Raw genomic sequence first — 25770 nt, 5'->3', positions numbered from 1 at the left:
CAGGCACGATGGCCACGTGGACCGACCTGCCCTCGCCGACTTCCTCCGCCGACGCCGTGCGGCCCTGCGCCCGCAGGACGTCGGGCTGGTGGCCGGGCCCCGCCGTCGGGCCCCTGGGCTGCGGCGCGAGGAGGTCGCCCAGCTCGCGGCCATGTCCGCCGACTACTACACCCGCCTCGAGCAACGGCGCGGCCCTCAGCCCAGCGAGCAGATGCTGGCCTCCCTCGCCCGCGCCCTGCGACTCGACGGCGACGGACGCGACCATCTCTACCGGCTCGCGGGCCGCAACCCGCCCGGCCCCGAGGCAGGGGGCCGGTTCGTCGCCCCCGCCCTGCAGCGCGTCCTGGACCGGCTCGAGGACACCCCGGCCCTCGTGCTGACCTGGCTGGGAGAGACGCTGGTGATGAACACCATGGCCGTCGCCCTGCTGGGCGACCGGTCCGGGTACCGCGGTCTGGCGCGCAGCGAGGTGTACCGGTGGTTCACCGACCCCGACGCAGCGAGGCGGATCTACCCGCCCGAGGACCGTGACCGCCAGTCCCGGGCCCAGGTGTCCTCCCTGCGGGTGGCCTACGGGGTGCTCGGGCCGCGCTCGCGGGCGGGGGAGATCGTCCGTGCCCTGGAGCGTGAGAGCCCCGAGTTCGCCGAGATCTGGCAGCGTCACGAGGTGCGGCGCCGGTTCGAGGACCACAAGGTGCTGCTCCACCCCCAGGCCGGGCCCATCGAGCTCGACTGCCAGGCGCTGTTCACCGAGGACCAGTCCCAGTGCCTGCTCGTGCTCACCGCCCCGCCTCGCACCGACGCCGCCGAGAAGCTCGCGCTCCTCCGGGTCATCGGCACCCAGGACCTGAGCCCCGAGGTCGCCGCGACGCGGGCCCCGAGGTAGGCCCGCGCCGCAGCGCGTCCCCGAGGGACGGTCAGACGGCGGCCGGCGTGAAGCGGGTCGCCTGCCGGGAGGCGAGCCCCACGGCGAGGACCGCGAGGACGACGACGCCGGCACTCGCCATCGCGTAGATGGGCACGTCCACGACGGGCACCCTCGCGCCGAGCAGGCCCGCGCTGACCCCGACCACCGCGGGGATCACCGCCAGGGTGCCGAGCCCCCACGCCGTCAGCCCCGTGACGAGGGCCTCGATGGTGGTCATGGCCATGAGCTGACGACGGGTGGTGCCCGTGCGGTGCAGCAGCCCGAGCTCCTCACGCCGTGAGGCGGTCGTCAGCGCGAGGGTGGTCGCGGCCCCGAGGGCCACGACGACCATCAGCACGAGCAGCAACGCGGCCGAGAGACGTCGGTCTGCGGCCCCCGCCCCGATCGCCTCGTCGACGTAGCCGGGCACGTCGGTCGACGTGACACCCATCCCCTCCAGCGCCGCAGAGACCTCGTGCGGGTCGGCGCCGGGCTCGATGCCGACCAGCACCGTGCCGGGACGGCCGTCCAGGCCCTGGGCGGCGGCGGTCCCGGTGCCGATGAGGTAGTCCCCGACTCCGAGGCCACGCGAGTACAGCGCGACCACGCGGGCCTCGACGACCTCCTCGCCGAACCGGAGCGCGAGCGAGCCGCCGAGGCGCGCACCGACCTCGAAGGCGGCGTCGGTGCTGATCGCGACCGTGCCTGGGGCGGCGAGGTCGGCCAGGGTGCCCTCGACCACGCCGGGGTCGAAGGGTGCCGATCGTGTGCCGGCGTCCTGGCCGGTGGCACCGACTGCGGGGACCAGGCGCAGCATCGTGCTCTCCCAGATCAGTCCCTCGGCCCAGGCGAGGTCCTCGTCGGTGTCGATCATCACCTGCGCGGGCACATCCGTCAGTGGCTCGACGGTCGCGATGCCGGGCACGGCGGCGAGCCGGTCGAGATCATCGGCGTCGAGGGGGTGGTCTGCCGTCCCGACGAGGTCGACGGCGAGGGCAGCCTCGAGCTGCTCACCCGCCGCCGTCGTGACGGCGCGATCGACGCTCGTCTGCACGGTCGCGACGGTCACGATCAGCGCCAGCGGTACCACGACCGTCGTCAGCCGCCGTGAGAAGCCGCGCACGTTGCGGACCGCGAGCATCGGGGCGGGACGGCCGAGCGGGCCGCCCAGGTGGGCCAGCCGGTCGAAGATCCAGCCGACCAGGACCGGTCCGGCCATGGCGGCCGCACCGACGAGCAGGAACGCCGAGACCGCTGCGACCGCGCTGCCGACCGTACCGGGCACGACCATCGGCGAGAACGCCGTCGCCAGCCCGGCGGCAGCCATGGCCAGGGCGCCCCACCGCCGTGCGGGTCCGACCTCGCTCTGCTCGACGGCGCTCTCCCGCAGGGCCGAGGTCGGCTCGGTGCGGGCTGCCTCCCGCGCCGCGATCAGGCCTGTGGGCACGGCCGTGAGGAGCACGAGCAGCAGCGCGCCGAGCACGGGCCAGGGGGAGAGGGTCGAGACGAAGTCAGGGGCGACGACCCCGGAGTCGATGAGCAACGGGTCCAGCAGCCGCGCTCCGAGCAACCCGAGGACGGCACCCACCGGGGCCGCGACCAGGGTGACCACGACCAGCTCGAGGGTCACGAGCAGCCGGACCTGGTGCGGGGTGGCGCCCACGGCCCGCAGGAGGGCGAGCTCGCGGCGACGGCCCCGCAGCGCGAGGCTCACGGTCGCCGCGACCACGATCATGACCACGACCAGGGCGAAGCCCGAGAAGGACGAGGCGACGGCGACGAGCATGTCCCCGCCCAGGGCGTCGCGCGGCGAGGTGGCCGGGGCGCGCAGCCCCGACTCGAACATCACGCCTGTGACGGCGACCAGGGCGGCGGCCAGGGCCAGGACGATCGCGGTGCCGGCGAAGGCGCCACGGTGGGCGCGGGCGGCTGAGGTGGCCAGGCTCCACATCCCGATCACCGGGCCCGGTTCAGCAGCGCGGCGGTGACCTGCTCGGCCGTGGGTGCCTCGAGCTCGTCGACGACCTGGCCGTCGGCGAGGACGATCACCCGCTCGGCCGCGGCGGCGACCGTGCTGTCGTGCGTGACCACGACGATCGTCTGGGCGAGGGCTCGTGCCGTCTCGCGGAGCACCTGCAGCACCGCGGCCCCGGTGCGGGAGTCGAGGGCCCCCGTGGGCTCGTCGGCGAAGACCACCGCGGGGCGGGTGATCAGGGCCCGCGCGATCGCGACGCGCTGTGCCTGCCCGCCCGAGAGCTCCCCCGGGAGGCGGTCAGCCAGCTCGGCGACACCGAGGAAGGCCAGCAGGTCGGCCTGCCAGGCGGGGTCCGGCACGCGCCCGGCGAGCACCAGCGGCAGACGGACGTTCTCGACCGCGCTCAGGTGCCCGATGAGGTTGTAGGACTGGAACACGAAGCCGACGTGCTCGCGGCGGAAGCGCGTCAGGTCGTCGGGCCGCAGCGTGGTCAGGTCGTGCCCCGCGACCAGCACCTGCCCGTGGCTGGGGGAGTCGAGGCCGGCGGCGCAGTTGAGCAGGGTCGACTTGCCCGAGCCGGACTGGCCGACCACGGCCGTGACCGAGCCGGCGCGCAGGTCGAGGGAGATCCCGCGCAGCGCGTGCACCGGCTCACGGCCGGGGTAGGTCTTGCGGACGTCGACCAGGCGCACGGCGGGGGTGGTCCGGTGGTCCTGCGTCGGGTGGCTGGTGGTGGTGCTCGTGGTGGGCACGGTGGCTCCTGGGGTCGAGGTGCGATGTCGCTCTCGACGCTAGGAACCGGGAGGGGATCCCATCGAGCCCCGGAAGGAGGGCTCCACCAGGTTCCATCCTTCGATGCAACCGTCCCCGCCCCGTCTCGTGTCAGAACCTCAGGGTGCCCTGGGCACCCCAGGTTCTGACACGAGACGGGTCAGGTGGGGATGTCGACGACGCGGTTCTGATAGGCCCAGACGACGGCCTGCAGGCGGGACCGGACCCCGAGCTTGGGCATCATCCGCGCCAGGTGCGACTTCACGGTCGACACCTCCAGGACGAGGCTGCGCGCGATCTCCTCGTTGGACATGCCCTGCGCCAGGAGCAGCAGGATGTCCAGCTCGCGGGCCGTGAGCAGCTCGGTCGCGCGGGCCGCCGTCACGGGCTGGGTGCGACGCCGCTCGAGCAGCTCCCGCACCACGCGCTTGGTCAGGGTGTCCGCGAGGGTCCCGTTCCCCGCCGCGACCGACCGCACCGCCTCGACCACCGTCGTCGGCTCGGCGTCCTTGAGCAGGAACCCCGAGGCCCCTGCCTCGAGGGCCCCGAAGAGGTAGTCGTCCACGTCGAAGGTGGTGAGGATCAGGACGGGGATCGGGTGCTCGACCCCTGGGCCGCACAGCTCCCGGGTCGCGGCGATACCGTCCAGGCCGGGCATCCGCACGTCCATGCAGACCATGTCCGGGCGCAGCCGTCGGGCCGCCTCGACCGCCTGGACGCCGTCGGGCGCCTCGGCCACCACCTCGATGTCCGGCTCGACGCCGAGCATCGCGCTCAGCCCGGCCCGCACCAGGGGCTGGTCGTCGGCCACCACGACGCGGATCATCCGGGGGTCCCTTCGGTCGAGGCACTGGCGGGTGGAGGTCCGACCGTGCCGTGGGCGGGCAGCGTGAGGGTGACCAGCCAGCCGCCGTCGGGCTGGGGGCCGTGGGTCAGGTGGGCGTCGGTGAGCTCGGCGCGCTCGCGCATGCCGATCAGGCCCAGGCCACCGCCCGGGCGGTCGTCGCTGGGTTCCTGGTCCCCGCGCCCGCGGCCGGGCTCGAACCCGTGGTGCGCAGGCGGCGCCGAGGTGAAGGTCGGCGGACCGTTGCGCACGCTGACCACCAGGGTGGCCGGGTCCCGCGCGTCCAGCACCACCACGCAGGCCGCCCCCGGCGCGTGCCGAGCGGCGTTGGCCAGGCACTCCTGCACGGTGCGGTAGACGGACAGCTGGGCGAGGGGCCCGACGACGTCCCGCGGTGGCAGGCCGTCCGCGGTGCCGAGCACCTCGAGGCTCACCTCGACCCCGGAGGCGCGGACCCGCTCGACCAGCGCGGGGATGGTCGCGAGGGTCTCGACCCGGGCCTCTTCCATCTCCGTGCCCTGCCCGGCCGCGGGTGGGTCTCGCAGCAGGCGGACGAGGCTGCGCAGCTCGTCGAGCATCGCGGTGGTCTCCCCGCGCACCCGCTGCACCGCGGCCTTCGCAGCCTCGGGGTCGACGTCGATCTGTCGCCCGATGGCCCCGGTCATCACCGCGATGCCCGACAGGTGGTGGGCGGCGACGTCGTGCAGCTCACGGGCCATCGCGGCGCGCTCGCGGGCCACGGCCGTCTCGACGCGTGCCTCGTGCTCGCGGCGCAGCGCCTGGACCTGACGCTCGCGCGCCTGCGAGGTCTCCCGGCGCGCGCGGACCACGACCCCGGCCAGGACCGCGAGCCCGATGGTGCCGACGGCCTGGCCCAGGGCGGCGCCCACGGTCAGCAGCGTGAGGACCCCGCCCTCGGGCAGGGAGAGCAGCGTGCCGAGCCCCATCAGACCTGCGGCGGCGGCGAGGGCGGGAGCTGTCCGCCGGAAGGGACCCCAGACAGTGGCGGCGTAGGCGGCCACCAGCAGCGCGACGGTCGTGGTGCCGAGGGCGTCGTCGAGGCCGACGAGGCCCCCCACCGGCACCGCCCCGGCGACGGCGACCAGCACCACCCGCGGGTGGGGCCGGCGCCAGAGCAGCGCGACGGCCTGCACCGTGATGATGCCCAGGCCCAGCCACCACGCGAGGGTTCCTGGCGTGGGTGCCGCCATGGCCACCTCGGGGTCCATGGCGGCGATGGCAGGCATCGACAGCAGCAGCACCCCCGCGACGAGCCAGGTCCCGGCAGCCACGACGACGTCGGCGGCGCGTGGACGAGGAGGCGGGGTCACAGGCGTCATCCTCGCAGCGCAGGCACGGTCGGCGCTCAGCGCCGTAGGTTCGTCGGGTGGAGACCACCGTCGCGGACCTGCAGGCGCTCGTCCTCGCGCGCTACGAGCGGCTCGACCTCCCGTCATGGCCAGACCCCCGGCCCGACGGCGGTTCGCCGCGCGAGGAGGAGTACTCGCGCGTCACCGACCCGGGGCGCTACCGGATCGTCCACGAGCGTGCGCGGGTGTGGGCCGCGGTGCTCGCCGAGGTGCTCGGCGCAAGCGTCGAGGAGATCGTGCCGTCGACGGGCCGTGACGGTCGGCCCGAGTTCGACCGTGGTCTGCGCCTCACCCCGCAGCGCCGCGACGCCCTCGCCCTGCTGCTGCTCGAACGGGACGTCGCGCAGGACGAGGCCGACGCGACGCTCGCCGTCTTGGAGGTGTGCGTGACCCGGCCCGGCGTCGTCGTCGCGCTCCAGCCGGATTGCGGCTGCGACGCCTGCGACAGCGGCTCGCAGGACCTCCTCGAAGCGGTCGACGCCGCCGTCGTCGACGTCGTCGGTGGGCCCTTCGTCGTCCTGCAGGGCAGGACGTGGCACGCCCAGTGGCACCCGGGCGGGGGCAGCGCCAGCAGCGATGGACGGGGACCGGAGTTCGACGTGGCCTTCGACCTCTGCCGACGCCTCGCCGCGGGGGAGACGGTGCACCTCCCGCGGCACACCGAGGCCTTCCACGGGAGCTCCTGGCTGGGCTGAACGGGTGCTCTTCAGCGCCTGCTGCCGTCGAGAGTCGCAGACCGTCCACCGGCGTCGGTCCTCGCCCCTACGGTGATGCCCTACGGGGGAGAGTGCTGGCCGTGACCGGCCGGCACCGACAAGGGGGAGTCAGCATGATCAGCGCTGCCGAGGTGCGTTCCGCGAGGTTCACGCCCACCAAGTTCCGCGAGGGCTACGAGCCCGAGCAGGTCGACGCCTTGATGGCGCGGGTGGCCGCAGGGCTCGATGCCGCTGCGACCGGTGAGGCGCCCGGGGTGACGGCCGAGGACGTCCTGAACGCCAGGTTCAAGGCCACCAAGTTCACCGAGGGGTACGACCAGGACCAGGTCGACGACTTCCTGGACCGCGTCGTCGCCAGCCTCCGCGCGGGCGAAGGAGCGGGCGCCGCAGCCGGACCGGCGGGGCAGCCCGCCGAGCCCATCGACGCGGCCCGGCTCCGCTCCGAGCTCGCGTCCCTGCAGCCCCGCCGGATGCGCGCCGGCTACGACCCCGACGCGGTCGCGGCGATCGTCAACGCCGCAGCGGGCTCCCTCGACCTCCACGCCCGCGGCCTGCGTCCCTCACCCGGCGCCGACGAGGTGGCCGGTGCGCAGCTCCCCACCACGTGGTGGACGCCGGGCTTCGACCGCCACGCCGTCGACGCCCTGCTGGCCCGGGTCGTGACGACGCTGCGGGGCTGACGGAGCGTTCCGCCTCGCTGTCAGGATCGCGGCGGGAAGAACCCCTGCAGGGCGATGATGAACGTGACCCCGAGGTAGGGCGAGCGGTTCTCGTGGGGAGCCCCGGCGCCAGTAGATCCGACACTCCCGGTGTGCATCGCCACGGTGCCCGCGTCGTCGGTGTAGAGCTTCTCGGTGGTGCGCCCCTGCTGCGAGCGGGCCCAGGCGGCTCCCGAGGGGTTGCCCGTGGTGCCCCGCGTCCCGGCCGCGACCGTGGAGACCGGGTGGGTGTGCGCGGGGAGATCGTCGACGGTCAGCGCCACCGCGGCTGCCCCGCCCGACTGGCCGATGTCGTACGGGGACAGGCCGGGCCCCTGGCCCAGGTGCACGGGGGTCGCGCCGCGCAGGTCTGGCAGGGCGAAGGTGCTGGTCCCGTTGCCCCCGTAGTTGGTGCCCAGCAAGGAGAAGAGCGCGGTGTTCTGGGAGATCGGGAGCAGCTGCCCCGCGCAGTGGGCCCAGCCGGAGGGTGCGAAGTTCCCCGCGAACATGCGGATCTCACCCACGAAGGGATCGGACACGGTCGCTCCTCAGCTCTGACTCGGGAAGATGCCCTGGATGGCGATCATGAAGATCACCGTCAGGTACGGGGGGACGTTGGGGTGCGGTTGGCTCCCGCCGTCCTGGCCGACGAGCCCGTCGGCCATCGCCACCTGGGGCGAGGGGCCGTAGTGCGGCTGGTCTGTGGCGGCCCAACGACCGCCGGCGGCGTCGGCGGTGGTGGCCGGACCGGAGGCTGCCCTGGCGGAGTGCGAGTGCGGGGGGAGGTGGCTCTGGGTCAAGGTCACCTGCTCAGCCCCGCCACGCTGCCCGAGCTGGACCTCGGGCCCGGTGCCACCACCGACCGGCATGCGTCCTCGAAGGTCCGGCAGGGCGAAGGTGGTCCTCCCGTCGCCCCCGTAGGTGGTCCCGAGGAGCGCGAACAGCGCCTGGTGCTGGTTGATGAGCAGCAGCTGCCCGTCGCACAACGCCCAGCCCTTCGGGGCGAAGTTCACACTGGTCATGCGGACCTCGCCGAGGAACGGCTCGCTCATGTCACTCCTCAGGTCCGGCTCGGGAAGATGCCGTACAGGGAGATGATGAAGCTCATCACCCGGAACGGCGGACGGTTCTCGTGCGGCTGGCTGCCGCCCGTGGCTCCGAGGGCGTCGGCCGCAAGGGGCGCAGGGGCCGGACCGGTCGACGGGACGAAGGCAGGTCCGCTCGACGCCGCCCACACACCGCCCTGCGGGGTGGTGGCCGTCGCGGCGGCGACCGACCCGCGAGCGACATGCCGGTGCGCCGGCATCTGGTTGCGCGTCAGGGTGACCTCCTCGGCACCACCGGTCTGTCCGACCATGTGCGCGCTCAGGCCCGGCCCCGTCCCTGCGTGCACGGGGAACCGTCCGCGCATGTCCGGCAGGGCGAAGGTGTTCTCCCCGTCCCCGCCGTACGTGGTGCCGATGAGCTGGAAGAGGGCCGCGTTCTCGCTGATGGGCAGCAGCTGCCCGTCGCACCACGCCCACCCCGCCGGGGCGAAAGCCCCCGCGAAGATGCGGATCTCACCAATGTACTGTCCGGCCACGCGCCACCTCCTGGTCGGTCGAGGCCTCGAGGGCCAGGTCGAGGCCGTCGTCCCGCACGACGGCGAAGCCGAGCCGCGCGTACAGGCGCCGAGCACCGGCGTTGTCGGCACGCACGGTCAGCCGCACGGGCACGCCCTCGGCCGCCGCCTGCTCCAGCACGCCGTGGAGCAGCACGGTCCCGATCCCACGTCCCTGATGGGCGGGCAGCACGGCGAGGTCGACGATGTGCCGGTGGGTGGTCCGGGCGTCGACGAGCAGGCGCGCGACGGGGGCGCCGTCCACCTCGGCGAGGACCTGCTGCGCGTGGGGGTAGGCCGCCGCGTACTGGGCGTCACGCAGGACCCGCTGCTGGGCGAGGAAGGCCTCCGCGACGTCGGGCGGCCACCCGAAGGTCGCGACCTCCTCGCCGCGCACGGCGTCGTGCAGGACTGCGAGGAACGGGGCGTCGGCGGGAGTCGAGGGACGCACCAGCAGCGGACTGTCGGGCATCAGACGGACCGGTTCACGACGGCCTCGAGGGCGGTGCCCTCCGCGCCCACGGGCTCGAGGTGCACCACCAGGTCGCCGTCGGCGTGCTCGAGGGTGCGGATCTCCCCCGGGAGGTCCAGGGGACGGGGGGAGGTGAAGGTGAGGTGGAAGGCCTTGGCTGTCGGCCGGGCGTCGCCGGGCCCGGTCACGGCGCTGAGCGTCACCGTGCGGCCCTCGACGCGGAAGCGTGACCCGACCAGGGGCTGCAGGACCGCGAGCTCGAGGGGGATGTGGCGCCGACGCACGACCTGCACGCCCCCCGCGACCGCGACACCTGTCGCGACGGCGCCCACGGCGAGCACGGTGCGGCGCGTGAGCGTGGGCACAGGGTCACCTCGGGAGGTCAGCGTCAGGAACGATCAAAGCGATCGGAGCCTATGACCTTTCACCCGGCCGGAACCGGTTGTGACCGGGTGAAACCCTCTAGCCTCGCTTCGTGCCCCCGGTGACCTCGCCCTCCCCGCGCGTCCTGGCCGGCGTCGCGGCTGTCGCCCTCGCCGCGGCGCTCGCCGTCGTGGTGCCCGTGGCGGAGGCGAGCGCAGCGACGACCGTCACCGTGACAGACGCCGGGGACCGTGCGCTGCTCACGGGGTGCGACGACGGCACGAGTGGCACCACGCTGCGCGAGGCGTTGTGCGAGGTCGCAGCCGCGTCGGGCGGAGGTGAGGTCGTGGTGCCGGCCGGGACCACCGTGACCCTGACGGCGGGCCCCCTGAGCGTCGCCCCCACGGGCGCGAGCGTCATCACCGTCGCCGGCTCGGGCGGCCGGTTCACGGTCGACGGTGCTGGTGGCCGGATCCTCGACGTCGACCCGGAGCTCGTCGGAGGCGTCGACGTCACCCTGGCGCGTGTCGAGCTGGTCGGCGGCCACGGCGACGAGACCGTCGAGGACCCCTACGCCGGCGGTGGCGCGGTCCTGGCGGGCACCGGCGACCCGGCCCAGCCCGACACCCTGCGCCTCGAGGACTGCGCCGTCCGGGACAACCGCAACGTCACCGGCACCGGGGACGCGGGAGCCCCGGGCGGGGCGATCCAGATGAACGGTGGCCTCCTCGAGATCACCGACTGCACCTTCACGGGCAACACCGCCGACGGCGCCCCGGGCGGCGCGGTCGCGATGCTCGCCAGCAGCGCGAGCGACCGGCTCACCATCACCGGGACGAGCTTCTCGGGCAACGCCGTGACGAACGTCGGGGACGCTGCGGGCGTGCTGGGCGGCGGCGCCGTGTTCACCGAGGCCCCCGCGACGATCACGGCGAGCACCTTCAGCGGCAGCTCCGTGACGGCGGCGGCGACGGCCTCCGGCCCGCGAGGCGGGGCCGTGTACGCGACGGGGCCGACCACGGTCGAGGCGTCGAGCGTCGAGTCCAGCACGGTCTCCGGCGGTCTGGACGGTCCCGGGTCGGGCGGGGCCCTGGCTCTCCCGGCGGGCAGCACGGTCACCGCGTCACGCCTGGTCGGCAGCACCGAGACCATCGGCGGCACCACGCGGAACGTCGCCGTCACGGGTCCGGTCGCGGCCGGTGGCAACTGGTGGGGCTGCGCCGACGGCCCGGCCGCCGGGTGCCAGACCCTCGCCGGGGGTGCGACCGCGGCGTCCTTCGTGGGGCTGTTCACCCAGGCGGCACCGACCCAGCCCAACGAGAACGACGACGTGGCGGTCACCGCGACCGTGCGGTCCTCCCAGGGCGGTGCGGCCGACCCGCGCCTGCTGGCTCTGCTCGCCGGCAGGCCCGTGGGCTGGTCCACCGCCCCCGCCGACGCCGCGACCGGTGGCACCGGGGGCGCGACCCTGCTCGCCGACGGGACCGCCACCCACACCTACACGACAGGTGCGGCCCTCGAGGCCCTGGTGCAGACGACCCTCGACGGCGCCACCCGCACCACGACCGTGCAGCGCGCCGTGCCCCCGGCGATCACGGCAGGCCCGGCCGACGCGAGCGCGGTCGAGGGGGCGACCGCGAGCTTCACCGCGACGGTCACCGGGAACCCGGCACCCACCCTCCAGTGGCAGACCGCGCCTGCCGGCACCTCGAGCTGGGCCGACGTCGCCGGGGCGACGACCGGCACCCTGACGGTGGACGCCGGGCGCGACCTCCAGGGGGACCGGTACCGGCTCGTCGCCACGAGCAGCGCCGGCACCGTCACCAGTGCGGCCGCGACCCTCACGGTGACCTGGGGCCCCGAGATCAGCGCGGCACCCCAGGACGTCGTCGTCGTCGCGGGTCAGGACGCGACCTTCGAGGTCGCCGCGGCCGGGGTCCCTGCTCCGACCGTCCGGTGGCAGGTGCGGTCCTCGGGTGAGGCGCCGTGGGTCGATGTCCCTGGAGCCACCGGCGCCACCTATGTGCGCACCACCTCCGCCGCGGACGACGACCTCCAGGTGCGGGCCGTCCTGACGGGGACCACGGGCGCCGTGCCCTCGACGGTCGCGACCCTCACGGTGCAGACCCCCCTCGCGGTCGCGAGCTCACCCTCGGCCGCGACCGTCGTCGACGGGGAGGTCGCGACCTTCACCGCCACGGTCGAGGGCTCGCCCGCCCCGAGCGGGGTCACCTGGGAGCGCAGGCTCGTCGGGGCGTCGTCCTGGGTGGCGGCGCCCGGTGGCACGGCTTCGACCGACGGCGACCTGACCACCGCGACCCTCGAGATCACCGCGGCTCGGGCCCTCGACGGGGCCGAGTACCGGGCCCGCGCGGCCACCACCCTGGTCGACGGCCCGCACGAGGTCGTGACCGGTGCTGCTGCGCTCACGGTGCACTGGGCCCCCTCCTTCACCACGCAGCCCACGTCGACCGCGGTCGAGGTGGGCCAGACGGCGACCTTCACCGTGGCGGTCGACGCCCGACCGACCGCGACGGTCCTCTGGGAGCAGCTCGACGCCGACGGCGTCTGGCAGCCCGCGGGCACCGGGACCACGCTCAGCATCACCCCCGCCGACGTGACCAGCGACGGCGCCCAGGTTCGGGCCCGCGCGACCAACAGCGCGGGGACCACGGTCTCGGTCGCCGCGGTGCTGTCCGTCGGCGAGGCACCGGCCTTCGCCACGCAGCCGCAGGACCTGACCGCCGACGTCGGTACCACCGCGACCTTCACCGCGGCGGCCTCCGGCACCCCGGACCCCACCCTGCGCTGGCAGACCCGACCGCTCGGGGGTGCGTGGACCGACGTCGACGGGGCGGCCGGTGGCACCCTCGAGCTCACCGCCACCCAGGATCTCGACGTCCGGGCCCTCGCCACGAACACGGTCGAGGCGGACGTACCCAGCGGTACCGCCCGTCTCACCGTCCTGACCCCACCGACGGTGAGCGCACCGGCAGACGTCGCCGTCGCCCCCGGTGAGCAGGCGCGCTTCACCGTCGTGACGGGCGGCACTCCCACGCCCACCGTCACCTGGGAGACCTCGGCCGACGGGACGTCCTGGGAGCCCGTGGCCGGGGTCACCGGCCCCCAGCTGGACCTCATGGCAACCCTCGCGAGCGACGGGCTGCAGGTGCGTGCTCGTGCGACCTCGACCCTCGTGGCCGGCAGCACCACCGCGACCAGTGCGACGGCCGTGCTCACCGTCGCCGAGGTGCCCGAGCTCATCTCCGGCCCCGACGGGGTGACCGTCGGGGCGGACGGCGTCGCGACCGTGACCGCGGGCAGGGCCTTCGAGCTGCGCTACACCGTCGAGGGTCTGCTCACCTCGGCCGAGTGGTCCTCGTCCCGGGACGGTGGTGCCACGTGGGGCCCGCTGCCCTCGGGCGCGGTCACCGACCAGGTCTCCGCATCGCCCTCCTTCGGCAGGGACCTCGCCGAGAGCGCCGGGGTCGTCACGGCGGCCGCCGCGGACCTCACGACCCGGACCTTCACCCTGCGCTACACCCCGACCTCCGCGGACGACGGCCTCCAGCTGCGCCTGCGCGTGACCAGCGCCGTCGGGACCACCGAGCTCGAGCCCGTCACGTTGAACGTGCTCGCGGCACCGGTCGACCCGGAGGGCGACGGGCCCGGCGGTGGGTCTGGCGGCGGGAGCAGTGGCCCAGGCCCGGGTGGGGCCGGTAGCGGGGACGGCGGGTCCGGATCAGGGCCGGGCACGGGCGGCTCGGGTGCCGCAGGCGGTCCGGGGAGCTCCGGGGGTGGTCAGCTCGGCGCCACCGGTGCCGAGGCGATCACGATGAGCCTGCTGTCCGTGGTGCTCCTGCTCAGCGGTGCTGCGGTGCTGATGGTGCGGCGGCGGTGGGGCGCCCGGGCCTGAGGACCTCGGCGCGGGCACCCTCCGCGTCGACGCACCCGGCCTACGCGTCGAGGACGGCGGTCGCCTCGACCTCGACGAGCACGTCGGGCTCGAAGAGCATCTCCACACCGATCAGGGAGGCCGGGGGCAGGGGAGTGGGCAGGCCCAGCTCCTCGGCCACGCTCTCGACACCGGCCATGAACCCACCGATCTTGTCCGGGCTCCACCCGGTGACGTAGAAGGTCAGCCGGACGACGTCGTCGAAGGAGGCGCCGGCCGACCGGAGCGCGGCGCCCGTGTTGCGCAGGGCCTGGGCGGTCTGGCCCGCGAGGTCCCCGGGGGCGAGGGGGGTGCCCGCCGCGTCGCGGGAGATCTGGCCGGCGACGTACACGTGGCGGCTGCCGGTCGCGACAGCCACGTGGTGGTACGGCACGGGCTGCATGAGGTCGTCGGGGCTGAACAGGTGCACGGTCATGAGGCTCCTCGTTGTAGGTATCTGTGTTATACCTAGTTGCCTCAAGGCACTTCAACGAGACCAGGTGTCATGCCGGAAACCACGCACCCGTCCGGACGGCTCGAGATCGCACCGTCTCACCGTGAGCTGCTCGACCAGGTCCTCGACCGGTGGTCGGTCCACGTGCTCGAGGAGCTGTGCGAGCGACCTCTGCGCTTCAACGAGCTGCGCCGGGCCATCCCGGCGGTCACCCAGAAGTCCCTGACGGCCACCCTGCGGCGCCTCGAGCGCAACGGGATCGTCGAGCGTTCGGTCGTGAGCTCCCGTCCGGTCGCCGTCGAGTACCGCATCACGCCTCTCGGCAAGTCCCTGCGCGAGCCGATCGAGGCCCTCCTGCGGTGGACGGCGGCGGCCCTGCCCCAGATCGAGGCCGCACGCGACCGCTTCGAGGCGAGCTGACCGTCAGGGGTGCGTGAGCGCGAGCTCCGCCAGTCGCCGCGCCATCGGCTCGGCCTCCCAGGTGTGGTCCGTCCCTGGCATCTCCTCGACGGACGTCCCTGTGACCACGGACGCGATCCAGGCGGCGGCCGACGGCATCTCGGGCAGGGTGCTCGTGCCGTACATCGCCAGCAGCGGGGTGTGCAGCCCGGCGAGGCTGCCGTCCTCGAGCGCGTGCGTCGCCCAGACGAGGGACTCGCCGTCGGCGCGCTGGCTGACCGCCCCTCGCGCGATCTCGGCGAAGTCGGGGGACTGGCGCAGGCCCTCGAGCCACTCGGGGGGCATGTCCTCCATGTACTGCTCGGTCGCCCCGACGTAGTCCTCGGCGTCCAGGCGTCGCTCGAACTCGGCGAACCACCTCCGCACCTTCTCTGAGGGGTCACCCAGCGGCGCCTCCCACAGAGCCAGAGATGCGACGGGCAGGCCGGCGTCGGCCGCCGCCAGCGCGATCGAGCACCCTGAGGAGTGGCCGCACAGCACGGCTCGACCGCCGACCACCTCGAGCATCGCGGCCACGGCGCCCAGCTCGCGCTCGAGGGTCAGTCGTCCGCCCGCACGGCTCTCCCCGCGGCCGAGGCGGTCGTACACCACGGTGCACAGCCCCGCCGCCGACGCGAGCTCGGCCGTCGCGCTCGTCACGGGGTCGTTCGCTCGGAAGATCGGGCCGCCACCGGCGATGAAGACCAGCCCGGGCCCCTCGCCCCGACGGTCGTAGGCGACGCGGTCTCCGTGGGCTGTCGTGGCGAACTCGGTCATGGCTCCTCCAGTGCTCGGCGGGGCGCCGACGCGCTGCTCGCGTCTGGTGCGTAGGGGTGGACCGACGGAGGCGTGCGAACTCATCGGTCGCAGGTCCCGCACGGTGACATGCACGGGCCAGCGTCTTGCCGGAACAGCAAGGGCTCTTGCGCCTAGCGGTGTGGTCGGTGAGGCTGGGCAGAGCGCGCTCGACGGCGCACCACCACGCGACGCACCACCGGCACACCGGAGCTGCGCCCGCGCCGATCCCTCGAGGAGACCTCTGATGGCCGAGCACCAGCACGCCCCCGCCGAGGAGGACTCCCGGGCCATGTTCGAGCCTGCCGCCTGGGAGGAGCGCTACGCGGGAGCGGAGCAGATCTGGTCCGGCCGTCCGAACGCACAGCTGGTGGCCGAGGCCTCCCGGCTGACCCCGGGTCGTGCCCTCGATCTCGGGTGCGGGGAGGGTGGGGACGTCATCTGGCTGGCCCAGCAGGGCTGGCACGCGACGGGCGCGGACTTCTCCGCCAACGGCCTGGCCCGCGCGGCCCGCCACGCCGCGGAGGCGGCCGTCAGCGACCGTACCGACTGGTGGCAGGTCGACGCCCGCACCTTCACGGCCGAGGGCCGCACCTTCGACCTGGTGACCACCCACTTCCTGCACCCGCCCGACGGCGGCATGGTCGACGTCGTCCGTCGGCTGTGCGGTGCCGTGGCTCCCGGTGGGCACCTGCTCGTGGTCGGGCACGCCCCGGACGAGAGCTTCCCGGGGATCACCGAGAGCCGGCGGCGCGCGATGTTCACGGCCGGGGAGCTGCTGCCCGGGCTGACCGAGGGGGTCGAGCCTCTCCTCGTCGAGCAGCGGCCTCGGACCACGACCCGCGACGGAGTCACCCACCACCTCCACGACTCGACGCTCCTGGCCCGGCGCACCCCGGCGTAACCCGGCCCGGGGTGGCGTCACGCGGTCGTCAGAGCCTGCGCCCGGCCGCCGCCTCGATGCCGTCGAGCAGCAGGTCCAGCCCGAACTCGAAGGACGCGCTGAAGCCGTAGCCGGGCTGCTGCACGTGGTGCGTCGCGAGCTCGACGAGGTGGGGGTAGGCCCCGGCCGGGAAGGTCTCGACCATGTGCTCCGCGAGCTCGGCGATCCCCTCGTCGCCGCCGGAGGGCAGCGTCGCCTCCTGGAGGGCGAAGCCGTAGACGAAGCTGTCCAGGACGGCGTACGCGTGCGCCGTGAGCGCCAGCGAGAGCCCGCCTCGGCGCAGGCAGGACAGCACCGCGTCGTGGTGGTGCAAGGTCGCCGGACCGGGGGAGGTCCGTCCCTCGAGGAGGGGGGTCGCCCAGGGGTGACGGCGCAGGACAGCACGGGCCGAGAGGCACCGGAGACGGATCGCGTCCTTCCACGGGAGGCCCTCAGGTGGCACGTCGATCTCGGCGAAGACGCGGTCGACCAGCCCGTCGAGGATCGCGTCTTTGCCGGGCACGTGGTGGTACAGCGACATGGGCTTGACGCCCAGCTCGACCGCGAGCCTGCGCATGGTCACGGCGTCGACGCCGACCCGGTCGGCGACCCCGAGGGCCGTCTCGAGCACGCGGTCGCGGGTCAAGGGTGCCCGGGGGGTGTCCTCGGCAGGTGGGGCCACGTGCACCGTCCTCTCGGCTCTTGACCGACCGTACTTAGTACGTCTATCGTCGGGCAAGCCAGCCGTACTAAGTAAGGCAGAAGCCAGGAGGCCCCGATGGTCAGCTCTCGAGAGCAGGACGGCACGAGGACGGCACCAACCTCCGGCGCGCGGGCGGTGCCGGCGCGGATGCCGGCCGTGGTGCGCTCCCGGTACGGCGGACCCGAGCACCTGCGCGTGCTGGAGGTCCCCACCCCCTCGCCACGCCGCGGGGAGGTGCTCGTCGAGGTGCACGCGGCAGGTCTCGACCGGGGGGTCTGGCACCTCATGGCCGGGGAGCCCTACCTCGTCCGTCTGGCCCTGGGACTGCGCCGACCGCGGCAGCGCGGGCTGGGCATGGACCTCGCCGGCCGTGTCGTCGCGGTCGGCCCCGAGGTCAGCGACTTCTCCGTGGGGGAGGAGGTCTTCGGGATCGGCGTCGCGACCTTCGCGGGGTACGCCCGGGCCCGAGCCGACAAGCTCGTCCACCGTCCTGCCGGGATCTCCGCCGTCCAGGCCGCCGCGGTGGCGATCTCGGGCCTGACGGCGCAGCAGGCTGTGCATGACGTGGCACGGGTCCACGCGGGGCAGCGGGTGCTGGTCCTGGGGGCGTCGGGCGGGGTGGGGACCTACGCCGTCCAGATCGCGAAGGCGGCCGGGGCCGAGGTCACCGGCACCGCCAGCGCCGCGAAGCTCGACCTCGTCCGCTCCCTGGGTGCTGACCACGTGGTCGACCACGGGACGGCCGACGTCACGCAGGGGGCGGTCCGCTACGACGTGATCATCGACAACGGCGGCGGCGTCCGCGTCGGACGCCTGCGCCGCATCCTCGCCCCGGCGGGGACGCTCGTGATCGTCGGGAGCGAGGGCGGTGACCGGTGGACCGGCGGGCTCGGGCGGCCGATCGGCGCGGCGCTGCTCTCGCCCTTCGTGCGGCAGCGGCTCACCTTCTTCGTGGCCAAGGAGGAGGGGGCCGGTATCCGGCGCCTGCGCGACGCGATGGTCGCGGGCACCCTGGTCCCCGCCGTCGGGCGGGTGTACCCGCTCGAGGAGGTCGCCGAGGCGATCGGGGACCTGACCGCCGGGCGCACCCGGGGCAAGTCCGTCGTGCAGGTCCGCCCGTCCGCATGACCCCTGTCGCCCGCCCGTGACCCGCCGTGGGACAGCGCGTGTCCACCGATCGGGTGGACGGGCCGCGCGGCGCGGTCCTCTGGCCCTAGAGTTCGACCGTCGCCGGTCGGCGGTCGGGGGGCTTCTTTCGGTCGTGGCACCGGTGGCGTGACCCCGCGCGAGCACCTCGGTCTTGCGCCCACGCCAGCGCCTCCGCCGCAGGGGGCCTGCCCCTGAGGAGTCCCATGGAGCTCGTTGGTCCCGTTCTGACCACCGTCATCGCGATCGTCGCCCTGGTGGCGCTCGCGATCGTCGGTGGCATCTACGCCAAGGTGCGGTTCAAGATCGCTACGCCCGACGAGGCGCTGATCATCACCGGGCGCAAGCGCGGCACCCCCGTGATCAACCCCGAGACGGGCGAGGAGACGACCGACCTCTCCGGCCAGCGGGTCGTGATCGGGGGCGGAACGTTCGTCAAGCCGATCTTCGAGCAGGTCGCGCGGCTGTCCCTGGCCTCGCAGAGCTTCCCCGTCACCGCCGAGGACGCGACCACCAAGAGCGGCGTGGGCGTGACGCTGCGCAGCATCGCCGTCGTCAAGGTCGGCGGCACCGAGCGCATGGTGCGGGCCGCCGCCCAGCGGTTCGCCGGTCGCGGCCAGGAACAGGTCATCGAGGGCCAGACCAGCGAGGTGCTGGTCGGTGTGCTGCGCACCATCGCGGGCACCCTGACCGTCGAGTCGATCCTCTACGAGCGCCAGGACTTCTCGAAGGAGGTCAAGGACATCGCCGTGCCGATGCTCGCCGAGCGCGGGCTCGTCCTGGAGAACTTCGAGATCCAGACCGTCGAGGACTCGGGCGCCTACATCACCAACCTCGGCCGCCCGCGGGCCGCAGCCGTCGCCCGTGACGCCGAGATCGCCGAGGCCCAGGCGCAGCAGGAGAGCACCGAGCGCTCCAACGAGTCGGCCGTCCAGATCGCCGAGTCGAACAAGGCCCTCTCGCTGCGCAACGCCCAGATCCAGCAGGAGACCGCGCAGGCCGAGGCCGAGGCCCACGCGGCCAAGGAGCGTGCCGAGGCCGAGGCCCAGCAGGCCGTCCTCGAGCAGCAGGAGCTCGTGGCCCAGCGCCGTGCGGCCCTGCGCGAGCAGGAGCTGCAGACCGAGGTGCGCAAGCCCGCCGAGGCCCGCAAGTACGAGGCCGCGCAGGAGGCAGACGCCCGCAAGTACGCCGCCGAGCAGGAGGCCGAGGCCAGCAAGACCGCAGCTATCCGCAAGGCCGAGGCCGAGGCCCAGCGCACCACCGCCCAGGCGGACGCCGAGGCCTCCGCCTCGCGTGCCCGTGCCGAGGCCGCCCTCGTCGAGCAGCAGCGTCGCGCCGAGGGTGCTCTCGCCCTGGCCCGCGCCGAGGCCGACGGCATCCAGGCCCGGGGTGAGGCCGAGGCGGCATCCGAGCGCGCACGGGGTGAGGCCAAGGCCGCGGCCATCAAGGCCGAGTCCGGCGCCTACGAGACGTTCCCCGACTCTGCTCGCCTGCAGATGGTCCTCGAGGCCATGCCCAAGCTGGCCCAGCCCTACGCCGACGCCCTCGGCAGCATCGACGGCATCACGATCATCGACAAGGACGGCGCCGGCCGCATGACCGGTCAGGTCGCGACCGGGGTGCAGGAGCTCGCCGAGCTCCTCAAGGCTCAGACCGGCATCGACCTCATGGAGCTCGTGCAGGGACGGGGCACCGGGCCCTCGGTGTGACGTGAGTGCGGCCGCGCCAGGCCTTCGGTCCGGCGCGGCCGCACCACGGACGTGAGCATCCTTCCCTCGTCGACGTCGAGAACCGTCCGTCGGCTCCGTCCTAGGAGCAAGGGCACCGGGACCGGTGCCACGGACAGAGAACGATGGAGGAGAGACCGATGGCGAAGTTCCTGCTGCTGAAGCACTACCGGGGTGGGCCGGACCAGATGCCCAGCGCCCAGACGCCCATGGACCGGTGGGCCCCGGACGAGGTGTCCGCGCACATCGCCTACATGAACCACGTCGCCGACGTGCTCGGGGAACGGGGGGAGTTCGTCGACGCGCAGGCCCTGTCCCCCGAGGGCACCTTCGTGCGGTACGACGGCGAGGGACGGCGCCCGGTGACCGACGGTCCCTTCGCGGAGACCAAGGACCTCATCGCCGGGTGGATGGTGATCGACGTCGAGTCCGTCGAGCGCGCCCACGAGGCCGCGGCGTTCCTCTCGGCCGCCCCCGGCCAGGGCGGTGTGCCGCTCCAGGAGTGGATCGAGGTGCGACCCTTCCTCGAGGCCCCGCCCACGGTGACCGACTGACCGATGGAGGCCTACCTCCGGGAGCTCATCCCGCGGGTGATCGGCGTCCTCGTCCGCCGGGGAGCTGACTTCCCGGCGGCCGAGGACGCCGTCCAGGAGGCCTTGGTCGAGGCCGTCCGACGCTGGCCCGACACCACTCCGGACGACCCCCAGGGCTGGCTGGTGACGGTGGCCTGGCGCAAGCTCGTCGACGCCGGCCGCGCCGACTCGGCCCGCCGAGCCCGCGAGGCGCGTGCTGCCGACCGGCGAGGACCGGGGCCGGTGCGGCAGGAGGACGACACCCTCCAGCTGCTCTTCCTGTGCTGTCACCCGGCCTTGACCCCCGCGTCGGCCGTCCCCCTCACCCTGCGCGCGGTCGGCGGTCTGACCACACGGCAGATCGCGGACGCGTACATCGTGCCCGAGGCGACGATGGCCCAACGGATCAGCCGGGCGAAGCGCACCGTGGCCCGCGAAGGGATCGGGGCACCAGGTGATCTCCGCGATGTCCTGAGTGTCCTGTACCTGATCTTCAACCAGGGCTACTCGGGCGACGTCGACCTGGCCGCGGAAGCGATCCGGCTGGCGCGCACCCTGCGCGGCCTCACCGACGACGCGGAGGTCGCGGGGCTCCTGGCGCTGATGCTGCTGCACCATGCCCGGCGCGGCGCCCGATGGACCGAGAGCGGTGCGCTCGTCACGTTGGCCGAGCAGGACCGTGCTCGGTGGGACACCGCGCTCATCGCTGAGGGGGTCGACGTCCTGCAGGCGGCTCTCGCCCAGGGCCGGCTCGGGGAGTATCAGGCCCAGGCCGCGATCGCCGCGCTGCACTGCGACGCGACCTCGACCGAGGAGACCGACTGGGCGCAGATCCTCGAGTGGTTCGACGAGCTACTGCGCCTCACCGCCTCGCCCGTGGTCGCCCTGAACCGCGTGATGGCCGTCGGGCACGTCGACGGGCCCCAGGTCGGGTTGGCCGCCCTCGCTGCGGTGCCCGAGGGCGTCCCACGGCGGACGGCGGTCGCCGCGTGGTTGCGTGAGCGTGCGGGCGAGCTCGAGCGGGCCCGGGACCTCTACGCCGAGGCCGCGAGTCTCGCCGCGAGCACCGCCGAACGCGATCACCTCCGGGTGCAGGCGGCCCGTCTGGGGCAGTCGGTCGAGCCGCCCGAGCGTTCGCCCCGAGGACGGTCGCACCCCGCGGGATGGCCGTAGACTGCGACGGACATGACGACGAACGGTGTGCCGACCAGCCCGCGCAGGGCGGTGTTTCTCGACGTCGACGGGACGTACGCCCACCACGGCATCGTGCCTCCGGGGCATGTCGATGCCGTCCGGGCAGCGCGTGCCGCGGGGCACCTGGTGCTCCTGTGCACGGGCCGACCGCGTGCCATGCTCCCCGAGCGCATCCTCGCAGCGGGTTTCGACGGCCTCGTCGCGGCGGCGGGGGCCTACGTCGAGGTGGACGGCGCGGTGCTCAAGGACCAGCGCTTCCCCGCGGACCTCGCGGCCCGCGCGGTCAGGACGCTCGACGAGCACGACATCGCGTACGTCCTCGAGGGTCCCGACGTGCTGCACGGGCGGCCCGGGGTCGACGAGAGGCTCCGGCAGATGCACCGCGGTCGCTTCGGCCCGAGCGACGACCGGGACGGTCCCACGGACATCCTCGACTCCCTCCGCATGGCCGAGGACCTCACCGAGGTCTCCTTCGGCAAGATCACCTACTTCGAGTCACCCCTGGCCGGTGGGGCCCTGCTCGACGCGATCGGTGCCGGGGTCGGTGTGCTGCCCAGCTCGATCCCCGGCATGGGGGACTCAGCCGGCGAGCTCTACCTCGACGGGGTGCACAAGGCGATCGGCATCGACCTCGTCGCGACGCACCTCGGCCTGGCCCGGGAGGACGTCGTCGCCGTCGGGGACGGGCTCAACGACCTCGAGATGCTCGCCTGGGCAGGCACGGGTGTGGCCATCGTCGGCGCACCGCCCGAGGTCATCGCCGTCGCCGACCGCGTCGCCCAGGGGCCGCAGGACGAGGGCCTGATCGCCGCCTTCGCGGAGCTCGGCCTGACCTGAGGGCGACGCGCGTCCTGCACCGCCGGGGGCGTGTCAGGACCAGCGCACCGAGATCGGCGCGGTGAGCCCCGGCAGGGGCAGGCCCACGGCCTCCTCCTCGACGGCTTCGCGCTCTCGGGCGGTCAGCGCGCGGAACGCGGTGACCGTGACCTTCTCCTCCGCGCGCCGCCACGTCCCGACCACCTCGCCGCCCACCAGGACGGCACCGGGCCACACCCGTGGCGTCCACAGCGCGGCCCGGTCTCCCGCGTCGGGGACGAGCAGCTCGCGGTCAGGCCCCCAGAAGAGGGTGTAGCTGTCTCCGCTGGGCAGCAGCCGCGCAGCGGCCGCCGGGCCGGGGGAGGACCGGAGGGACGCCTCGTCCCCCGCCAGGATCCACCCCTCGCCCACGACGGTCCGCACCGGGAGGAGCTCGGGCCCGAGGGCCTCGAAGGCCGGGAGGGTCGAGCGCCCGTGCAGCCCTGCCCAACGGCCGAAGCCCTCGGCCGTCCCCGGGCCCATCACGTGCAGGTACCGGCGGGCCAGGTCGAGCCGTGCCGTGGACGTGTCGACCGGCGGCGGTGGGACGCATCGGACCGTCGGCTGCCGGGCGCCGTCCCACCGGATCAGCACCCGCCCGGTGAGGGCCGCGTACCGCAGCTGGTTGTGGTGCACGCCGACGGCGCGTCCGGCCTCCCCGTAGGGCATCTCGCGTCCGCGGAGCACCGCGTCGAGCCGCTCGGCGAGGTCCTCGGCGAGCTCCCGCCGCGCACCCCTGGTCGGCAGCCTGCCGAGGGAGAACGTGGCCCGGTCCTCCTCGGCGATCACGTAGGCGCTGAACCGTGGACCCCACAGCTGCACGAGCCCCGGGGCCTCCCAGTCCGACGACCTCGTGCCCTCGACCCGTGCGTGCAGCGACAGCAGCGCGGCCCGCGGCCCGCTGTCGGTCAGGCCCGCCGCTGCTGCCTGGTGTCGTGCCTCGGGGCCGCTGGGCAGGCGCTCGTCGAGGACACCGACTCGCCGGCGGTGGGCCATGACCTGCTCGCGGCTCAGGGGGAGCGTGGTGGTCACGGCGTCCTCCGAGCGTCAGGTCAGCAGGTGCACCGAGTGTGGTCCTCGGTCACCGCTGTCGTCCATGCCGCCACCGTCGGTGCTCGCCCCGGCGCATCCTCAGATGCACACAGGTTCACCCCATGTCCTGCCCGAACCCCGTCGACCCGTGCTTGTGAGGCAGGGCACAATCGTCTGGTGAGCGACACCGACACCGCCACCCGGACACGGGCCCATCCGGTCACGCGGTTGCGCGATCGGCTCCGGGCGCACCCCGCCACGTCGCTGGGCTACCGCATCGTGGTGGCGACGGTCGCCACGGTGATCATCGTGGCGGGCGTCGCGATGCTGGTCCTGCCCGGACCGGGCATCGCCACGATCCTGCTGGGGCTCGCGGTGCTCGGAGCGGAGTTCCCGTGGGCCAGACGCCTGCTGGTGCGGATCCTCGACGTGCTCCGCAAGGGCAAGGACCGCGTCGTAGCGTGGTGGCGCGGCCGGCGCGGTGTCAGTCGCGGACCCTCAGCGCGGTGACCGTGCACTGGACCGGGGAGGACTCGGCACAGGCGCCCTCGATCCACACGTCGACGACGTCGCCGCCGGCGAGGTCCTCGGGGGCCAGGGCGCTCTCGTCGCTCCGGGCGACGATCACCGGGCTGCCACGCAGGAGGTCCATGCCGTCGTAGTACGGGTTCGACGGCCCTGAGAGGGTCACCCTCTCGGACCCGGCCTCGCGGTCGACGACGCCGCTGACGTCGGGGGTGCGGGACGGGAGGTCCGAGCCACCGCAGGCCGCGGTGGTGGCGACGACGGCGGCGAGGACGACCATCGACAGGGCGGATCGCATACCGGACATGATGGCCCACATCGCCCGAGGAGTCAGGCGAACGACCGGCGCTCGTCCGAGGTTCACCCGGAAGCGGTCGGGCCTGTCTCCGCGAGCGCGAGCCGACCCGGGGTGTCAGCCGAGCAGGCCCGCGAGCCCGCGCAGCCCTTCGCCGACGAGTGCCGTCCCCGCGATCCCCACGACCGTCCACGCGAGGGCGCTGATGCCCAGCCACGCGACGTACCGGCCCTTGGTGGAGTCCTCGGCGTCCCAGTAGGGGGCGGGGGTCTCGCGGATCCAGCGGAACGTGTCGCGGACCGACATCGTGCCGTCGTGGCGGGGCTGGGCGGTGATGGTGCTCATGATGCGCTCCTGGGTGTGGTTCGCGGGGACGTGTGAGGTGGCCGGGGTTGCCGACCACCTCCATGGTGCACCCCCGTCGACGTGCGGGCCAGGGCCGTGAGGCCCAGAGGGGTGATACGTGCGTCACCCTCGATCAGCGGGAGAGGAGGGCCTCGAGCCAGGGCCGCACCGTCGCAGGCAGCTCGCCCAGCCCGCGACGCAAGGAGTGGTCCCCGGGCACGACGGCGACCGTGCGGCCGGGGGCCGACGGCGGCAGGCCGTAGGGGTCTCTGTCGCCCTGCACCACCAGGACCGGGACGACCGCACCGTCGAGCTCGGGCAGTCGGCTCGGCCGGTCGGGACGCCCCGGGGGCTGGACCGGGAAGGCGAGGCACAGCACGGCGTCCGCTCCGGTCGCCCCGGCGGTGCGGCACGCGACGCGTGCCCCTGCCGAGCGTCCGCCGGTGACCAGGGGGAGGTGGCCGCCGTGCCCGGCGACCAGGTGCGCGAGGACCTCCGTCCAGGCTGCGTCGAGGGTCGGGGCCCGGGGGGTCCCGCGACGGCCGGCCGTGCGGTAGGGCTGCTCGACCAGGGCGGTGGTCATCCCGAGCTCGGTCGCGACGGCGGCCACGGCGAGGAGGTCAGGGGCGTCGACCCCACCCCCGGCGCCGTGGCCGAGAACGAGCAGCCCTCGCCGGGCCCGTGCGGGGACGTGGAGGTGGGCCCGTGCCGGTCCGTGCGCGGTGAGGACCTCCTGCACGTCGATGCGGGGCTCGGGCACGGGGCAACTCTAGGCGGGGGGTCCCTCGGCGAAGCGTGGTGTGCCGCGCTGAGTGCGGGCTCAGCCCTGCTGGAAGGTGAGGCAGTTCGCGTCGTGCCCACCCGCACCTGCGCCGATGCGCACGGCGGTGGCGGTGCACTCGAGGGCGCTGTTGTGCACGCAGTCGGCCCGTGAGCACGCACCGACCTGGGCGACGACCCGGTCCAGGCCGCCCTTGGTGCTCAGCGGGATGAAGGTGCCGCAGTCGGCCGAGCCGTTCGCACCGCTCACCGTGATGGCGAAGGCGTGGCAGCCGTCGTGGTTGTACGAGCAGCCAGCGACGGTGCACTCGCTGACCTCGGGCATCGTGGCGGTCAT

The 25770-nt window shown here is 74.2% G+C and carries 29 protein-coding genes; 12 read left to right on the top strand and 17 right to left on the bottom strand.

All coding sequences use genetic code 11. The features are described from left to right. Positions 1 to 16 precede the first annotated feature (16 nt). Entirely contained in the window at positions 17 to 886 is an 870-nt protein-coding gene (locus J4G33_RS09585; protein WP_208055740.1) for a helix-turn-helix transcriptional regulator, read from the top strand. A 31-nt stretch (positions 887 to 917) separates the two neighbouring features. On the opposite strand, the gene J4G33_RS09580 is transcribed toward J4G33_RS09585, so the two are convergent. From J4G33_RS09580 to J4G33_RS17795, 4 genes are all read right to left on the bottom strand, one after another. Further along, the gene (locus tag J4G33_RS09580) at positions 918 to 2858 is read right to left on the bottom strand and encodes an FtsX-like permease family protein (protein WP_208055739.1); all 1941 of its coding nucleotides are present in this window, start codon (positions 2856 to 2858) and stop codon (positions 918 to 920) included. Positions 2859 to 2863: 5 nt separating this feature from the next. After that, positions 2864 to 3634, bottom strand: a complete 771-nt coding sequence (locus J4G33_RS09575) for an ABC transporter ATP-binding protein (protein WP_208055738.1) — start codon at positions 3632 to 3634, stop codon at positions 2864 to 2866. A 179-nt stretch (positions 3635 to 3813) separates the two neighbouring features. Beyond that, positions 3814 to 4479, bottom strand: coding sequence for a response regulator (locus J4G33_RS09570; protein WP_208055737.1), 666 nt, complete (start codon positions 4477 to 4479; stop codon positions 3814 to 3816). Further along, positions 4476 to 5828, bottom strand: a complete 1353-nt coding sequence (locus J4G33_RS17795; RefSeq protein ID WP_208055736.1) for a sensor histidine kinase — start codon at positions 5826 to 5828, stop codon at positions 4476 to 4478. Before J4G33_RS17795 ends, J4G33_RS09570 begins: the two co-directional genes overlap by 4 nt. 56 nt (positions 5829 to 5884) lie before the next feature. Here J4G33_RS17795 and J4G33_RS09560 point away from each other — a divergent pair, with 56 nt between their 5' ends. Continuing rightward, positions 5885 to 6562, top strand: a complete 678-nt coding sequence (locus tag J4G33_RS09560; RefSeq protein ID WP_208055735.1) for a DUF6226 family protein — start codon at positions 5885 to 5887, stop codon at positions 6560 to 6562. A 134-nt stretch (positions 6563 to 6696) separates the two neighbouring features. Continuing rightward, complete coding sequence (locus J4G33_RS17930) at positions 6697 to 7263, top strand: DivIVA domain-containing protein (RefSeq protein ID WP_208055734.1); 567 nt, start codon at positions 6697 to 6699, stop codon at positions 7261 to 7263. A 20-nt stretch (positions 7264 to 7283) separates the two neighbouring features. Here J4G33_RS17930 and J4G33_RS09550 read toward each other — a convergent pair whose 3' ends face one another. The 5 genes from J4G33_RS09550 to J4G33_RS09530 are packed head-to-tail and all read right to left on the bottom strand — an operon-like array spanning position 7284 to position 9718. Further along, a complete protein-coding gene (locus J4G33_RS09550) occupies positions 7284 to 7820 on the bottom strand; it encodes a phage tail protein (protein ID WP_208055733.1) in 537 nt (178 codons plus the stop codon). Positions 7821 to 7829: 9 nt separating this feature from the next. Then, entirely contained in the window at positions 7830 to 8333 is a 504-nt protein-coding gene (locus J4G33_RS09545; RefSeq protein ID WP_208055732.1) for a phage tail protein, read from the bottom strand. An 8-nt stretch (positions 8334 to 8341) separates the two neighbouring features. Then, positions 8342 to 8863, bottom strand: a complete 522-nt coding sequence (locus tag J4G33_RS09540; RefSeq protein ID WP_208055731.1) for a phage tail protein — start codon at positions 8861 to 8863, stop codon at positions 8342 to 8344. Beyond that, on the bottom strand, positions 8841 to 9353 hold the full coding sequence (locus J4G33_RS09535; RefSeq protein ID WP_208055730.1) for a GNAT family N-acetyltransferase: 513 nt from the start codon (positions 9351 to 9353) through the stop codon (positions 8841 to 8843). The genes J4G33_RS09540 and J4G33_RS09535 overlap by 23 nt, the downstream gene beginning before the upstream one ends. Next, the gene (locus J4G33_RS09530; protein ID WP_208055729.1) at positions 9353 to 9718 is read right to left on the bottom strand and encodes a DUF6916 family protein; all 366 of its coding nucleotides are present in this window, start codon (positions 9716 to 9718) and stop codon (positions 9353 to 9355) included. The genes J4G33_RS09535 and J4G33_RS09530 overlap by 1 nt, the downstream gene beginning before the upstream one ends. Before the next feature lie 110 nt (positions 9719 to 9828). Here J4G33_RS09530 and J4G33_RS09525 point away from each other — a divergent pair, with 110 nt between their 5' ends. After that, positions 9829 to 13632, top strand: coding sequence for an immunoglobulin domain-containing protein (locus tag J4G33_RS09525; RefSeq protein WP_208055728.1), 3804 nt, complete (start codon positions 9829 to 9831; stop codon positions 13630 to 13632). Positions 13633 to 13672: 40 nt separating this feature from the next. On the opposite strand, the gene J4G33_RS09520 is transcribed toward J4G33_RS09525, so the two are convergent. Beyond that, complete coding sequence (locus J4G33_RS09520; protein ID WP_208055727.1) at positions 13673 to 14086, bottom strand: RidA family protein; 414 nt, start codon at positions 14084 to 14086, stop codon at positions 13673 to 13675. 69 nt (positions 14087 to 14155) lie between these two features. On the opposite strand from J4G33_RS09520, the gene J4G33_RS09515 reads away from it, so the two are divergent. After that, on the top strand, positions 14156 to 14524 hold the full coding sequence (locus J4G33_RS09515) for a winged helix-turn-helix transcriptional regulator (protein WP_208055726.1): 369 nt from the start codon (positions 14156 to 14158) through the stop codon (positions 14522 to 14524). A gap of 3 nt (positions 14525 to 14527) precedes the next feature. Here the strand turns inward: J4G33_RS09515 and J4G33_RS09510 are convergent, their stop codons facing one another. Beyond that, a complete protein-coding gene (locus J4G33_RS09510) occupies positions 14528 to 15319 on the bottom strand; it encodes an alpha/beta fold hydrolase (protein WP_208055725.1) in 792 nt (263 codons plus the stop codon). 265 nt (positions 15320 to 15584) lie between these two features. Here J4G33_RS09510 and J4G33_RS09505 point away from each other — a divergent pair, with 265 nt between their 5' ends. After that, on the top strand, positions 15585 to 16241 hold the full coding sequence (locus J4G33_RS09505) for a class I SAM-dependent methyltransferase (protein WP_208055724.1): 657 nt from the start codon (positions 15585 to 15587) through the stop codon (positions 16239 to 16241). A 28-nt stretch (positions 16242 to 16269) separates the two neighbouring features. Here J4G33_RS09505 and J4G33_RS09500 read toward each other — a convergent pair whose 3' ends face one another. Continuing rightward, positions 16270 to 16941 carry a TetR/AcrR family transcriptional regulator gene (locus J4G33_RS09500; protein ID WP_307793840.1) on the bottom strand — a complete coding sequence of 224 codons (672 nt, stop codon included), beginning with the start codon at positions 16939 to 16941 and terminating at the stop codon, positions 16270 to 16272. Between the two features lie 96 nt (positions 16942 to 17037). Between J4G33_RS09500 and J4G33_RS09495 the strand changes: the two genes are divergently transcribed. The 5 genes from J4G33_RS09495 (at position 17038) to J4G33_RS09475 (ending at position 22438) form a co-directional block, all read left to right on the top strand. Next, entirely contained in the window at positions 17038 to 18090 is a 1053-nt protein-coding gene (locus J4G33_RS09495) for an NAD(P)-dependent alcohol dehydrogenase (protein WP_243758900.1), read from the top strand. A 224-nt stretch (positions 18091 to 18314) separates the two neighbouring features. After that, on the top strand, positions 18315 to 19817 hold the full coding sequence (locus J4G33_RS09490; RefSeq protein WP_208055723.1) for a flotillin family protein: 1503 nt from the start codon (positions 18315 to 18317) through the stop codon (positions 19815 to 19817). 158 nt (positions 19818 to 19975) lie between these two features. After that, positions 19976 to 20389 (top strand): YciI family protein, encoded by a 414-nt coding sequence (locus J4G33_RS09485; RefSeq protein WP_208055722.1) that lies wholly within the window; start codon positions 19976 to 19978, stop codon positions 20387 to 20389. Positions 20390 to 20392: 3 nt separating this feature from the next. Continuing rightward, positions 20393 to 21580 carry an RNA polymerase sigma factor gene (locus J4G33_RS09480; RefSeq protein WP_208055721.1) on the top strand — a complete coding sequence of 396 codons (1188 nt, stop codon included), beginning with the start codon at positions 20393 to 20395 and terminating at the stop codon, positions 21578 to 21580. Between the two features lie 12 nt (positions 21581 to 21592). Continuing rightward, the gene (locus tag J4G33_RS09475; RefSeq protein WP_208055720.1) at positions 21593 to 22438 is read left to right on the top strand and encodes an HAD family hydrolase; all 846 of its coding nucleotides are present in this window, start codon (positions 21593 to 21595) and stop codon (positions 22436 to 22438) included. Between the two features lie 33 nt (positions 22439 to 22471). Here J4G33_RS09475 and J4G33_RS09470 read toward each other — a convergent pair whose 3' ends face one another. After that, positions 22472 to 23488: a DNA glycosylase AlkZ-like family protein gene (locus J4G33_RS09470; protein ID WP_208055719.1), complete on the bottom strand. Its 1017-nt coding sequence runs from the start codon at positions 23486 to 23488 to the stop codon at positions 22472 to 22474. A gap of 177 nt (positions 23489 to 23665) precedes the next feature. Between J4G33_RS09470 and J4G33_RS09465 the strand changes: the two genes are divergently transcribed. Further along, a complete protein-coding gene (locus J4G33_RS09465) occupies positions 23666 to 23998 on the top strand; it encodes a PGPGW domain-containing protein (protein ID WP_307793839.1) in 333 nt (110 codons plus the stop codon). On the opposite strand, the gene J4G33_RS09460 is transcribed toward J4G33_RS09465, so the two are convergent. The 4 genes from J4G33_RS09460 to J4G33_RS09445 all read right to left on the bottom strand — a co-directional run bounded on the left by J4G33_RS09460 (position 23973) and on the right by J4G33_RS09445 (position 25770). Further along, positions 23973 to 24311: a hypothetical protein gene (locus J4G33_RS09460; RefSeq protein ID WP_208055718.1), complete on the bottom strand. Its 339-nt coding sequence runs from the start codon at positions 24309 to 24311 to the stop codon at positions 23973 to 23975. The genes J4G33_RS09465 and J4G33_RS09460 overlap by 26 nt on opposite strands. Positions 24312 to 24425: 114 nt before the next feature. Next, positions 24426 to 24653 (bottom strand): hypothetical protein, encoded by a 228-nt coding sequence (locus J4G33_RS09455; protein WP_208055717.1) that lies wholly within the window; start codon positions 24651 to 24653, stop codon positions 24426 to 24428. 133 nt (positions 24654 to 24786) lie between these two features. Then, positions 24787 to 25413 (bottom strand): alpha/beta hydrolase family protein, encoded by a 627-nt coding sequence (locus J4G33_RS09450; RefSeq protein WP_208055716.1) that lies wholly within the window; start codon positions 25411 to 25413, stop codon positions 24787 to 24789. A 60-nt stretch (positions 25414 to 25473) separates the two neighbouring features. Next, complete coding sequence (locus J4G33_RS09445) at positions 25474 to 25770, bottom strand: DUF1540 domain-containing protein (protein WP_208055715.1); 297 nt, start codon at positions 25768 to 25770, stop codon at positions 25474 to 25476.

It is taken from the genome of Actinotalea soli, assembly GCF_017565425.1.
Taxonomy (GTDB): domain Bacteria; phylum Actinomycetota; class Actinomycetes; order Actinomycetales; family Cellulomonadaceae; genus Actinotalea; species Actinotalea soli.
The sequence above is the reverse complement of the archived record's forward strand: the minus strand, read 5'-3'. Positions and strand labels throughout refer to the sequence as shown.